The 13,100-nt window shown below is 52.0% G+C and carries 9 protein-coding genes and 2 pseudogenes; 10 read left to right on the forward strand and 1 reads right to left on the reverse strand.

Going from position 1 to position 13,100, the window contains the following annotated elements; all coding sequences use genetic code 11:
• The 10 genes and pseudogenes from B4N58_RS12665 to B4N58_RS12710 form a co-directional block, all read left to right on the forward strand.
• Positions 1 to 657, forward strand: a pseudogene (locus B4N58_RS12665) (integrase); the annotation flags it as partial.
• A complete protein-coding gene (locus tag B4N58_RS12670) occupies positions 650 to 1,066 on the forward strand; it encodes a hypothetical protein (RefSeq protein WP_291749964.1) in 417 nt (138 codons plus the stop codon). The pseudogene B4N58_RS12665 and the gene B4N58_RS12670, both read left to right, overlap by 8 nt.
• Before the next feature lie 288 nt (positions 1,067 to 1,354).
• Positions 1,355 to 1,564 (forward strand): helix-turn-helix domain-containing protein, encoded by a 210-nt coding sequence (locus B4N58_RS12675; RefSeq protein WP_291749966.1) that lies wholly within the window; start codon positions 1,355 to 1,357, stop codon positions 1,562 to 1,564.
• Positions 1,565 to 1,577: 13 nt separating this feature from the next.
• A complete protein-coding gene (locus B4N58_RS12680; RefSeq protein ID WP_291749969.1) occupies positions 1,578 to 4,706 on the forward strand; it encodes a type I restriction endonuclease subunit R in 3,129 nt (1,042 codons plus the stop codon).
• Complete coding sequence (locus B4N58_RS12685) at positions 4,700 to 6,334, forward strand: HsdM family class I SAM-dependent methyltransferase (RefSeq protein WP_291749972.1); 1,635 nt, start codon at positions 4,700 to 4,702, stop codon at positions 6,332 to 6,334. Before B4N58_RS12680 ends, B4N58_RS12685 begins: the two co-directional genes overlap by 7 nt.
• Positions 6,327 to 7,562, forward strand: coding sequence for a restriction endonuclease subunit S (locus tag B4N58_RS12690; RefSeq protein WP_291749974.1), 1,236 nt, complete (start codon positions 6,327 to 6,329; stop codon positions 7,560 to 7,562). The genes B4N58_RS12685 and B4N58_RS12690 overlap by 8 nt, the downstream gene beginning before the upstream one ends.
• Before the next feature lie 367 nt (positions 7,563 to 7,929).
• A complete protein-coding gene (locus B4N58_RS12695) occupies positions 7,930 to 8,937 on the forward strand; it encodes an AAA family ATPase (protein ID WP_291749977.1) in 1,008 nt (335 codons plus the stop codon).
• Between the two features lie 15 nt (positions 8,938 to 8,952).
• On the forward strand, positions 8,953 to 11,454 hold the full coding sequence (locus B4N58_RS12700; protein WP_291749980.1) for a S8 family peptidase: 2,502 nt from the start codon (positions 8,953 to 8,955) through the stop codon (positions 11,452 to 11,454).
• 171 nt (positions 11,455 to 11,625) lie between these two features.
• Positions 11,626 to 11,892, forward strand: coding sequence for a transposase (locus tag B4N58_RS12705; RefSeq protein WP_291749984.1), 267 nt, complete (start codon positions 11,626 to 11,628; stop codon positions 11,890 to 11,892).
• Between the two features lie 128 nt (positions 11,893 to 12,020).
• Positions 12,021 to 12,194 carry a transposase gene (locus B4N58_RS12710; protein ID WP_291749986.1) on the forward strand — a complete coding sequence of 58 codons (174 nt, stop codon included), beginning with the start codon at positions 12,021 to 12,023 and terminating at the stop codon, positions 12,192 to 12,194.
• Positions 12,195 to 12,740: 546 nt separating this feature from the next.
• On the opposite strand, the pseudogene B4N58_RS12715 reads toward B4N58_RS12710, so the two are convergent.
• A pseudogene (locus tag B4N58_RS12715) lies at positions 12,741 to 13,100 on the reverse strand (transposase); the annotation flags it as partial.

Below are 13,100 nucleotides of genomic sequence, written 5' to 3' on the forward strand. Positions count from 1 at the left end.
TCAAATTTGGGTGCAAATCAACATGCTAAGTGGGCAGGGCGTGCAGATGCAAAGCAGAATCGTGTTTACAACCATATGAGCGAATGGGAAATGGTCGCCAAGGCAGAAGCTCTGGATACTTCCCTGACGCTTTTTGGCCCAAAGGGTGAAGTTAGCCAGCACGTTCCAGTGTCTACTCAGGAAATCAATCTGATGGAGCGCGGTGCGGTACATGTCAGTACGTATGGCGTATGTAGTCACGATTTCATCATGTCACCGTGCGAAAAGTTTCGCGACTGCCTCAATTGTGACGAGCATGTGTGTGTCAAAGGGTTGGGAAAAGACGATGCCGAAAGATTAGAGCGCATAAAAATACGCCTGACTCAGGTGGAGAAGGACTATGCCGAGGCAGAGGCGGCCGTCAACAATGGGTTTGCCGGAGCGGACAGATGGTATGAATACCATCAGAAGACAGTTGAACGCCTTAGGCAACTAGTCGAGATTCTGGAAAGTCCGCAGATTCCCGATGGGGCGCAGATAAAGTTGCGAGATGGTAAGGACTTCAGTCACCTTCGTAGGGTAATTAGAGTCAAGGCTGTGGAGGCTTTGGAGCTAAAGACTCCCGATGCTTCGCTCCTTGCCGATATGTCACGATTGCTGGAAGGTGACCGTGGCTAAGCACCTGAATCAGGTCGATATCGCAGCGATTGTAGACATCATTCGCGGTTGGCCAACCGAAAAGATATCCTGGGACGGGATCGTTGAAGCCTCTGCGAAAGTCATCGGAAAGGCACCAACTCGACAGACTCTCAATGCACACGGGGCTATCAAGGGCGCCTATACCGCCAAAAAAAGAGGTCTGAAAGTAAATGGGCCAAAGACGGCTATGCCCAGCAGTCTCGCCGTAGCAGCTCAGCGCATAGCAAGGCTTCAGACCGAAAATGAAGAATTGAGAATGAGGAACGACGCGCTGTTGGAGCAGTTCGTCAAATGGCAGTACAACGCCTATAAGCATGGCCTTAATGAACGCCAGCTCAATGCAGAACTCCCTCGAATAGACAGGGAAAGAACCGTGGATGTCAAATAAAGAGCAAGCTGTCCGGCCAACAAATCGCCAAAGACAACCTTGCCAAGTTCCAGTCATGGGTTTCCGAGCGAAAAGCTTCAAGCTCAACGGGGTGAACCCGTTGGCCTACCTGACCTTAGTGCTCGAGAATATGCGGAACAAGGCGGTCGAACTGCCTATACCTTACCAGTTCGGAAGGCTTGGTCAAGAAGGACGGATACGTCCATTTCAGTGTGGTCGCCAATGCGAGTGTCTGGTAGACTCATGACGACTTAAAACGACTTTGATGCCCCTGTGAGCGCCAATGCCATGAACTCCGAACCGTGGGTCACTGCCATCGATGTTGCCCGGCATTTGGGTGTGGTGAAAGACACCGTTTACCGCTGGCGCGAGCGCAAGGGCCTGCCCGCGCACAAGATCGGGCGGCTGTGGAAATTCCAGCTGTCCGAGGTCGATGAATGGGTTCGAGCTGGCGGTGCAGATGAGGGTTCAGGTCAACCTACACAGAAAGAACAATAAGGGGGCAGGTCAGATGGTTTTCAGCGAAGACTCACGGGTCAAGATTCCGTGCATCCTGCACCTGGTGCGGCTGGGCTACCGCTATCTCTCCCTTAAAGATGCCGTTTGGGACCTCGACACCAACATCTTCCCGGTGCTTTTCAACGAAGCCATCGCCCGCATTAATCCTGATTTGAGTGCGGATGACCTCACCCGGTTGCTGGCCGATGTGAAACTGCTGCTAGATAATGAAGACCTCGGCAAAGCGTTTTACGACCGGCTCACCGAGCGCTCGGGTACCCGCCTGATCGACTTCGAAAACTGCGACAACAACAGCTTCCACGTCGTTACGGAACTGACCTGCAAAAACGGCGACGACGAGTTCCGCCCCGACATCACCCTGCTCATCAACGGCATGCCGCTGGCTTTCATCGAGGTCAAGAAGCCCAACAACCGCGAAGGTGTGCTGGCCGAGCGCAGCCGCATCATCACGCGCAGTCGCAACCCCAAATTCCGGCGCTTCATTAATATCACGCAGTTGATGGTTTTCTCCAACAACATGGAGTACGAAGATGGTTCGCCGCAGCCCATCGAGGGCGCGTTTTACGCCAGTCCATCCTACGACGCGCCGGTCTTCAACTACTTCCGCGAAGAAGAGACGCTGGACCTCACCCAGCTTCTGGCCGCTGAAGACGACACACTCGAAAACGACGTGTTGCGTGACAACAATCTCAACGTCATCAAGCACAGTCCGGAGTTTTTAACCAACAAGTCGCCGGATACACCCACCAACCGCATTTGCACGTCTCTGTTTAGTCGGGATCGTTTGGCTTTTTTGCTGCGCTTTGCGCTGGCCTACGTCAATGAAAGCGATGGTCTACAAAAGCACGTCATGCGCTACCCCCAGCTTTTCGCCACCAAGGCCATCGAGAAAAAGTTGAATGCCGGGGTCAAGAAAGGCATCATCTGGCACACGCAGGGCAGTGGCAAAACCGCGCTGGCATATTACAACACCCGCTTCCTCACCGATTACTTCCAGCGCAAAGGCGTCATCCCCAAGTTTTACTTCATCGTGGATCGGCTGGATCTGGCCACGCAGGCGCAGCGGGAGTTTGCCGGTCGTGGGCTGGTGGTGCACACCATCGACAGCCGCGACGCCTTCGCCCGCGACATTAAAACCACGCAGGTGCTGCACAACCACAGCGGCAAGCCTGAAATTACCGTGGTCAATATCCAGAAGTTTCAGGACGACCCGGACGTGGTGCGCGCCGAGGATTACGACTTCAACATCCAGCGTGTTTACTTTCTGGACGAGGTTCACCGCAGCTACAGCCCGCAAGGCAGTTTTCTTGCCAATCTCAGCCAGTCCGACCGCAACGCCATCAAGATCGGCCTCACCGGCACGCCGCTCTTGGGCGATGATTACAACTCGCGCGTCCTGTTTGGCGACTACCTCCACAAGTATTACTACAACGCCTCCATTGCCGATGGCTACACCCTGCGCCTGATCCGCGAAGAAATCGCCACTAACTACAAGCTCTCGCTGCAAGAGGCTCTCGCCGCCGTCAAACTGCAGCAGGGCGATATCGACCGCAAGCTCATCTACTCGCACCCGAAATTCGTCGAACCTATGCTCGACTACATCGTGCGCGACTTCGAGAAAAGCCGCAGCGCCTTGGGTGAGGCCAGCATTGGTGGCATGGTGATCTGTGATAGTGCCGAACAGGCCCGGCAGATGTTCGAGATTTTCAGCACCGTGTACGCCGCCCAGCCCACACCGGCATATAACCTGCAAGACTCCGCGCCAGCCTTGATCGCCGCCGAGCAGCCCGATAGCTACGCCGCGCGCACGCAGCTGGAAAACCGCGCCAAAACCGCCGCGCTCATCCTGCACGATGTGGGCAGCAAGGACGAACGCAAAGATTGGGTGGAAGATTTCAAGGCTGGCAAGATCGACCTGCTGTTTGTCTACAACATGCTGCTTACCGGTTTCGACGCAAAGCGCCTGAAAAAGCTCTACCTCGGCCGCATCATCAAGGCGCACAACCTGCTGCAGGCGCTCACCCGCGTCAACCGCACCTACAAGGATTTTCGCTACGGTTATGTGGTCGACTTTGCCGACATCCGTAAAGAGTTCGATAAAACCAACAAAGATTATTTTGACGAGTTGCAATCCGAGCTGGGCGACGAGATAGAGCATTACTCCAACCTGTTTAAATCCTCCGAAGAGATCACCCAGGAAATCGAAGCCATCAAGGACATCCTGTTCAGCTTCAGCATCGAAAACGCCGAAGAGTTTTCCAAGCAGCTAAGCCAGATTCAAGACCGTGCCACGGTGCTGGCGCTCAAAAAGGCACTGGGCGACGCCCGCAACCTCTACAACCTGATCCGCCTGCAAGGCGACTATGCGCAGTTGCAGCAGCTGGATTTCCACAAGCTGGGCCAGCTCTATCGCGAAACCTGCAACCACCTCGACCTGCTCATCCTCAAAGAATCCATCGAATCGGCCACCGACACCAGTCAACTGCTCAATGTCGCACTGGAAGAGGTGATCTTCAAATTCGCCAAAATCCGCGAAGAAGAAATCGTGCTGGCCGACAAGCTGAAGAGCACCCTGCGCCAAACGCGCGAAGCCTTGGCTGACAACTTTGATCAGGGCGACCCCAAATTCATCACCTTGCGCGAAGAACTGGAACGCCTTTTCAAGAAAAAGAAACTGAGCGAAGTCAGTCAGGAAGAGATGACGGCCAATATCGGCGCGCTCAACGCCATTCACGACAAGGTTAAAGAGCTAAACCGCCAGAACAACCAGCTGCGCGCCAAATACCGGGGCGATGCCAAATACATGCGCATTCACAAGCGCCTGCAAGAAAAAGGTGATGTCGCACAGACCGAACGCAAACTGTTCGAAGCACTGGTTGGCGTGAAAGCGCAGGCCGACGAACAAGTGCTGCAAAACACCCAGCTGCTGAACAACGAAAGCTACTTCGAACGCATGATGCAGCCCATCGTGATTGGCGAGTTCTACACCCGCCAGCACATCAAACTCACCCCCGACGCCACCCGCGGCATCAACCAGCTGGTGGTGGCCGAATACATGAATGAATTTAGCGCCGGTGCCCGCGTGGGCGCTGTGCGTAGCACCGGAGCACAGCCTTGGTAACCCAGCAATTTGAACAACGCACCCGTGAACTGATCAACAGTCTAAAAGCCATTTGCGCAGCATATGGACTGGGCAACGATGGCAACGAATTCAAGATCATCACTCAGGTCTTTCTCTACAAGTTCCTCAACGACAAGTTCGCTTTCGAGGCCAAGAAAATCCACCCCGAACTCGCCAAGGCCGAGAGCTGGGAAGCCACCATCGCAGCCATGAGCACCGATGATCTGGATATGCTACAAATGCAGATGGGGCCAGATACCGCCCGCCTGAAGCCCGAGCATTTCATCGCCCACTTGTTTGGCCGCCAGAACGCGCCGGAATTTGCCAAGCTGTTCGATGACACCCTGCGCGAGATCGCCATCACCAACAACGACATCTTCGCTGTCAAAACCGATGGCGGCGCCAAGATCACCCTGTTTGACCGCGTCAGCGAATTCATCACTGACTTGTCCAAGCGCGACGCCTTCTGTCGCGCCATCATAAACAAGCTGGGCGACTTCAGCTTCGAGCGCATCTTCAACGAGAAGTACGATTTCTACGCCGCGCTCTTTGAATATCTGATCAAGGATTACAACAAGGACAGCGGCGGCAAATACGCCGAGTACTACACCCCCCACGCCGTGGCCAAGATCATGGCCGCCATTCTGGTGCCCGAAGATGTGCGCGGCAAAGTCAATAACGTCAGCTGCTACGACCCCTCGGCCGGTTCCGGCACGTTGCTGATGAATATCGCCCACGCCATCGGCGAGCAGCGCTGCAGCATCTACTCTCAAGACATCTCGCAAAAATCATCCAGCCTGTTGCGCCTGAACCTGATCCTGAACAATCTGGTGCACTCCATTCCCAATATCATTCAGGGCAATACCATGCTCCAACCCTATCACCGGGATGGCAAAGCACTTAAGAAGTTCGACTACATCGTCAGCAATCCACCGTTCAAGATGGATTTCTCTGATTTCAGAAATGACCTAGATACCAAGGAATACAAAGAGCGCTTCTTTGCCGGAGTGCCCAAAATTCCGGCCAAAGAAAAAGACAAGATGGCGATTTATCTACTCTTTTTGCAGCATATTATTCATTCGCTCAAATCGGGGGGTAAAGCAGCAGTAGTGGTGCCCACTGGCTTTATTACCGCGCAAAGCGGAATCGACAAAGGCATCCGCAAGCATCTGGTGGACAACAAAATGCTCGCTGGCGTGGTCTCCATGCCCAGCAACATCTTCGCCACCACTGGCACCAATGTGTCGATTGTGTTTATCGACACTAGCAACAAGGCCGACGTGGTACTGATCGACGCCTCCAATCTTGGCATCAAGGTCAAAGACGGCAAAAACCAGAAAACCCTGCTCTCCGAAGCTGAAGAAGACCGCATCATCGCCACCTTCAACGACAAACAAACGGTGGAAGATTTTTCTGTGGTGGTGAGCTACGGCGACATCGCCGCCAAGAATTACAGCCTGAGCGCCGGCCAGTATTTCGACGTGAAGATCGAATTCAGCGACCTGACACCGACTCAGTTTGCTGAAAAGCTGCAAGACTTTACCGACCGCCTCGATGGCTTTTTCAAAGAATCGGCGGGGTTGGAGCAGGAAATCAAGAAGCAGTTGGTGGGGTTGCGGTATGAGTAAATGGCCGGTCTCATCGCTTCAAGGAAAATTGCATATCAAACATGGGTTTCCATTCAAGAGCGAGTATTTCTCGGATGGTGGCCACTACGTCGTCCTGACTCCAGGAAACTTCCATGAAGCAGGCGGGTTCAAAAGACAGGCGGGAAAAGAGAAGTACTACCTCGGAGATATTCCAGAGGATTACTTGCACAGCAAAGGTGATTTGATTGTTGCGATGACGGAGCAATCTGCAGGACTGCTGGGTAGCTGTGCCTTTGTTCCGGATGAAAACATGTATCTCCATAACCAGCGACTTGGTTTGATTTCTACAGACCAAAAGAAGCTCGACAAATCGTTTGTCTATTACTTATTCCAGACAAAATCTGTTCGGGAACAAATTCGACTGACATCTACTGGTTCGAAAGTCAAGCACACATCTCCCGAGCGTCTTTACGCTGTTACTGCGCCACTTCCAAAAGTGGATGAGCAGAAAAAAATCGCCGCCATCCTCTCAGCCCTCGACGCCAAAATCGACTGCAACAACCGCATCAATTCTGAGCTGGAGGCGATGGCCAAGATGCTGTACGACTACTGGTTCGTGCAGTTCGATTTCCCCGATTCCAACGGCAAACCCTACAAATCCTCCGGCGGCAAGATGGTCTACAACGCCACGCTGAAGCGGGAAATTCCGGAGGAGTGGAAAGATAAACAGTTAATTCAGATTGCAAACATCACAATGGGAACCTCTCCAACAGGGGATTCCTTGAATGATGTCGGCGACGGAGTCGAGTTTTTTCAAGGCTCCACAGACTTTGGCTGGCAATTTCCTACGGTTCGCCAATACACAACCCAACCTGTGCGAATGGCAAAACGCGGTGACATTCTGCTGAGTGTGCGTGCCCCTGTAGGCGATATCAATGTTGCACATATCAATTGTTGTATTGGGCGTGGCTTGGCTGCCTTAAACAGTAAAGATGGATTTGACGGTTTTCTGTTTTACGTAATGCAGCACTTCAAGACGATCTTTGATAGGCGAAACGGCCAAGGAACCACCTTCGGTTCAATTACAAAAGATGATTTGCATTCTTTGTCATTAGCCTACCCAACACCTGAGCTCCTCAAGAAATACGACGATGTGATTTCTAGTTACAACCAGATGGTTTTCACGCGAAGCATGGAAAACCAGCAACTCGCCCAACTCCGCGACTGGCTGCTCCCCCTGCTGATGAACGGCCAAGTGGTGGCCTAAACTGTGCAGACCCCGCTGGGTCATTACATTGCGGGGCTACCAAGGCAACATGCCCTTGTGATGGGGGGCTTTGGCCTTGTCAACCTGTATACGGTCCAAAAGTGCAGAGCCAACACCGAGGTCCGAGGAAGGAAGATTTGATGGGTGGGTAACAAATGAGTAGCAAGCTCCGAATCAAAGTCGACAAAGTATCCCACGGCACAAACGGAAGCCAACATGTGGGGAACAAGAAAAGCTGGAATCCCCAGGGTAGCCACAAAGCCAGGTGCCAAGCGGAGCCGAAAGCTCAAAGTGGTCTCTTAATGTTTTTGGTCGTGATCGACCACCCGTCAATGTACAATGGCTCCATAGTTAGGAGGACCACATTATGGCCAGTGCAGACCAAATAAAGGCGCTGCTCCAGTCTCATCTGGAGGGCGACGAAAACCGTTTTTATTCGGTCGCCATGCAGGTGGCAGCCCATGAGGCCAAGCGCGGCCATGGCAGGCTGGCCGAGGAGTTACGGGCACTGGTTGATCAGGCCAAATCCCGCCGGGCGGCCCTACCAGGGAGCATACCAAATAGCAAGGCCGTGCCCATCAGCAAGCCTAGGGGCGAACTGGCTAACTTGCTGAGTGTGAGTTACCCCAAATCCCGTCTGGGGGATATGGTGCTCAATAACGAGCTTGCCTTACAGTTGGAGCGGATTATCCGCGAGCAGCGGCATGCGGCGGAGATCCTGTCCCACGGATTATCGCCACGGCGTAAACTGCTGTTAGTTGGCCCGCCCGGTACGGGCAAAACCATGACGGCATCGGTACTGGCCGGTGAATTAGGTCTGCCGTTGTTCCAGGTGCGTCTCGACGGGCTGATCACCAAGTTCATGGGTGAGACCGCTGCCAAGCTGCGGCAGATCTTTGAATCTACCCACCATGCTCGCGGTGTGTATTTCTTTGATGAGTTCGATGCTATTGGCTCTCAAAGGGGCCTAGCAAACGATGTGGGTGAAGTGCGCCGTATTCTAAACAGCTTCCTGCAAATGATTGAGCAGGATGACTCTCACAGCCTGATCATCGGTGCCACCAACCACCCAGATATTCTGGATAACGCCCTGTTCCGCCGCTTTGATGATCTGCTGCACTACGAGTTGCCAGATGAAGCGCACATTGCCAGTGTGCTGAAATCGCGCTTATCACGCCTGGCAGTTAAAAATACCTCTTGGAAGCGTTTGGCTGCTAAAGCGCTTGGCTTGAGCTATGCCGAGTTAACCCGTGCCGCAGATGAAGTGTTGAAAACGGCGTTAATTGAACGAGTAGAAAAAATATACGAAAAAGATATTTATCAAGCGCTAGAAGAACGACGCAGGCTTTCCAACCGATTGAATATAAGCAGTTAACGATAAGGACATCGCATGGCGGCAAGGGAGCCGAATAACCATCCGCATTTTATTTTTCAAAACAGCGCGCAGGCTGAAAGCTTTACATCGCCAGCAACAGGTGGCAGTGGCAAACAGATTCCCGAACGAGACCGAGCAGCCCATGGTGGTGCCCTGCTGGGTAAACTTCAGCAATTGACGCCAGTGTTGGCCGAAGCGGTCGATCAACAGCGACAGGCTGGTATTGACGAAGGATTCGGCCTGCAAATTGAATTTGAAAGCTTTCCGGATGTTGAGCTGGCTTTTGAATCCCTTGCCCGCGAACGATCAGGTATCGAACTTCGAAATGTCCGCCACGACGTCCATAAGACGTTTGCTACAGTCTTTGTGCCTGATGGCAAGCTCGGCGTTTTCGAAAAACTCATCACCGATTACTTAGATGACGGCAAGGACAAAAAGAGTGGCCCTGCGCATAGTAAGTTACTTAATGCCATTTCGGATATTCGTGCGGCAACGTTGCAAGCCCTGTGGACTGATTCACCCGATGCTATGCCGACGGCAGACGACGAACACCTGTGGTGGGAGGTGTGGCTGCCGACGCGGAAGGATCGACAAGGAGTTGTTGAAAAATTCCGAGAAGCGGCAACGGGCCTGAGTTTCCGTGTCGCGCCCGGTCAACTTTCCTTTCCCGAACGCTCTGTTTTGCTGGTGTATGGTTCAGCCGGTCAAATGAAACGCTCGATGATGACGTTAAACAATATTGCCGAATTGCGTCGAGCTAAAGAAACAGCAGAATTTTTTGATTCTTTAAATCCAGAAGAACAGCCGCAGTGGATTGATGAGTTAAACGACCGCTTAACCTTGCCCGCTCACGATGCTGATGTGCCATATGTATGCCTGCTTGATACAGGGGTGAACAATGGGCACCCGTTGTTGCAACAGGCCATTGCCAATACCGATAAACACAGTGTTGAACCTGCCTGGGGGTTAGATGATAGTGAGGGACATGGTACAGAGATGGCAGGGCTTGCCCTGCTGGGTAATCTGACCGATGCGCTCTCGAGTCAGATGCCAGTTACAGTTTCGCATCGTTTGGAATCCGTAAAGTTGTTGCCGGAAGACGGGGCCAATGGTGGTGACGCCATTCTGCATGGTTACCTTACCTCTGAGGCAGTCGATCGACCAACGGTTACGGCACCGCACCGCAAACGGGTTTTCAATATGGCGATTACCGCCAGAGACAATCGCGACCGGGGGCGACCTTCTGCCTGGTCGGCAACAATTGACCGGCTTGCCTATGATGCAGATGCGCAGGGTGAAACGCCCAAATTATTCGTGATATCAGCCGGTAACATTAAAGACCCTAACGCCTGGATGGAATACCCGCACAGCAATGCCTCCGACGGCATTCATGATCCGGCACAGGCATGGAATGCTTTGACTGTGGGTGCCATGACCAACCTGGCAAGAATCACTGAGGAGGAGGCCGAGCACTACACATCTATCGCGGAGATTGGTGGTTTAAGTCCTTTCAGTACGACCTCACAAACTTGGCAAACACATTGGCCATTAAAGCCAGACGTGGTGTTTGAAGGTGGCAATGTGGCACAAGACGGTCTAGGTGCCGCCTGGATGCCAAGCTTAAGTCTGCTGACGACCCATGAAAATCCCGCGGAACGCCTGCTTACGACAAGCAATGCCACAAGTGCCGCTTCAGCCCTTTGCTCACGCATGGCGGCACAATTAATGGCCAGATATCCGAATTTATGGCCAGAAAGCATACGCGGATTGATCGTTCATTCAGCGCAGTGGACAGAAGACATGAAGCGAATGTTTCTGCCTGCAAGAGGGGCACCAACCAAGGCTCAAACAACCGAATTGGTGAGACACTGCGGGTTCGGAGAGCCAAACCTCGATAGAGCTCTATGGAGCGCAGATAACTCGTTAACCATGATCTGTGAGGAATTTTTACATCCGTTCAAACGCGAAAAAGGGAAAGAGCCGCAACTTAGGGATATGAACCTGCACCAATTGCCATGGCCATTGGCAGAGCTTGAGGCGTTGAGTGAGGCGCAGGTAGAAATGCGGGTAACCTTGTCTTACTTTATTGAGCCAAACCCTTCTGCCCGTGGCGTGACCTCGCGCTATCGGTATGAGTCCCACGGCCTTCGTTTTGATGTAAAACGCCCGTTGGAACGCGATTCAGACTTTCAAGCCAGAGTCAACGCCGCTGCTAGAGACGATGAAGAGCGTCTGAATAGAAACGACAGTGACCCTAACTGGGTGATTGGTAAGAAGAACCGGCATAAAGGCTCGCTGCATTCAGATATTTGGAAAGGCAGTGCGGCAGAGCTGGCGAGTCGGGGTGCCATTGCAGTTTACCCCTCGCTTGGTTGGTGGAAAACAAGGCCTGCACTTGAACAATATGATCAACGCATCAGGTACTCTCTGGTCGTATCAATTAACGCACCGGATATTGACGTGGATTTATACACTCCAATTGCTAACCAGATTGGTGTACCGGTTGTCATTGAATAATTGATTCAAGTGTCACTGATGCCATTAATGAAACAGCAAGAAATATGAATGCATCAATAATCATCTCCAGAGTATGGAGCTTTTGCACCACGCTACGCGACGATGGTGTGAATCGCTCCGCTTTCCCTAGGCACTTTTTATCCTCACAATACGTGCAAGGAGAAACGTGCAATGTCCAAGAAGCAATTTACTGAAGAATTTCGTCAAGAAGCCATCCGTCAAATTGTTGACCGAGGCCGCCCTGTGGCCGAGGTCTCTGCTGCTCTGGGTGTGTCCACCCACAGCCTGTACGTATGGCTCAAGGAATTCAAGAAGCCTGTTGAGGTGTCTGCAGCCGAAGAAGAAGTCAAACGTCTTCAAGCTGAACTTCGCAAAGTCACCGAGGAGCGCGACATCTTAAAAAAGGCCGCCGCGTACTTTGCCAGCCAGTCAAGGTGAGGTACGCATTCATTGCCAGGGAAGAACCCAATCACGCTGTTAGAACCCTGTGCAAGGTGATGAATGTGAACCGCAGTGGTTACTACGCTTGGCAGGCTAATCCAGAATCAAAGCGTCAGAAACAGGATATGAAATTTCTTGGACTGATTAAACAAAGCTGGTTGGAGAGCGGTTCCATTTATGGCTATCGCAAAGTGGCTGATGACCTTCGTGACATTGGTGCCAAGTGCGGCAAACACCGCTTGTACAAACTGATCAAGCAAGCCAAGCTTGCTTCGCAGCGTGGCTACAACCGTAACTGATCAAGCAAAGTCTCTCTAGCATTCGAACAAAGGTGAAAAAACGCTTGGCTTGGGTTTTCAGGTTCCAAGTTGGTATCCAAGTGTTTGTGCGATGAAACTAATCTACCTTGGGTACGTGCATTTTTAACTTTCAGGATACAAAAGCTTTGGGAAAATTTGCTTTGAATTCGTCTGTATCTTTTTGACGTCAGCGTTATTTACCAAAGTTTTTTAGTCTTGCCGTACATGTTTTATCCGAATCCTAGATAACTGAGCTTTTAAACGGTCAACTATCCTTACGCTGAATTTGGAAGTCTCCTCCGATAATTTTGTGCAATTTTTGGGCTTTCGTTAGAGATCCTTCTAAAAAAATAGCAAAGGTTCCTGGACCAAAGCCAACTTCTCGGAGGGTGTCCAGCGCCGTCGGCGCTGGACACCCGTAATCACTTCAACTCACTCGGGCTTGCCATTTGAATTCATAGTCGTAAACATAGATGTATTCCTAGTTCCAAGTTTAAGGAATACGTCCGGTACTGTCATTCAGGGGGCAAGTTCACTGGCCATGTGAAGAATCTTGGCCTGTTTGCTCATCGGCAAATCATGTGTCGGGTCGATCATCGTTTTGCGCTCAGCAATCCCGCCTTGGTGAGCGCGCTTTCTAAAAAATCATTCTCCAGGGTCAGTTCACCAATTTTTGCGTGCAACACTTTGACATCAACAGTGGATTCAGCGGCCTTGGTGGCGCCAAATACGCTGGATGCGCCTTGCAGCAATTCTGCTTTCCACGGGGCAATCTGGGTGGCGTGCACATCGTATTTCTGGGCAAGCTCGGCAAGTGGTTGTTCGCCTCGAACCGCTTCTAAGGTCACTTTGGCTTTAAAGTCTGGCGAGTGGTTTCTGCGTGTGTCAGTAACACCATTAAAGTCT

This window comes from Limnobacter sp. UBA3528 (genome assembly GCF_002377005.1).
Taxonomy (GTDB): domain Bacteria; phylum Pseudomonadota; class Gammaproteobacteria; order Burkholderiales; family Burkholderiaceae_B; genus Limnobacter.

Bases quoted from the DNA above. Each gene is read 5' to 3' on its own strand.
- B4N58_RS12690 (WP_291749974.1), top strand. From the start codon at position 6,327: ATGAGTAAATGGCCGGTCTCATCGCTTCAAGGAAAATTGCATATCAAA.
- B4N58_RS12710 (WP_291749986.1), top strand. From the start codon at position 12,021: ATGAAATTTCTTGGACTGATTAAACAAAGCTGGTTGGAGAGCGGTTCC.
- B4N58_RS12705 (WP_291749984.1), top strand. From the start codon at position 11,626: ATGTCCAAGAAGCAATTTACTGAAGAATTTCGTCAAGAAGCCATCCGT.
- B4N58_RS12695 (WP_291749977.1), top strand. From the start codon at position 7,930: ATGGCCAGTGCAGACCAAATAAAGGCGCTGCTCCAGTCTCATCTGGAG.
- B4N58_RS12700 (WP_291749980.1), top strand. From the start codon at position 8,953: ATGGCGGCAAGGGAGCCGAATAACCATCCGCATTTTATTTTTCAAAAC.
- B4N58_RS12680 (WP_291749969.1), top strand. From the start codon at position 1,578: ATGGTTTTCAGCGAAGACTCACGGGTCAAGATTCCGTGCATCCTGCAC.
- B4N58_RS12675 (WP_291749966.1), top strand. From the start codon at position 1,355: ATGAACTCCGAACCGTGGGTCACTGCCATCGATGTTGCCCGGCATTTG.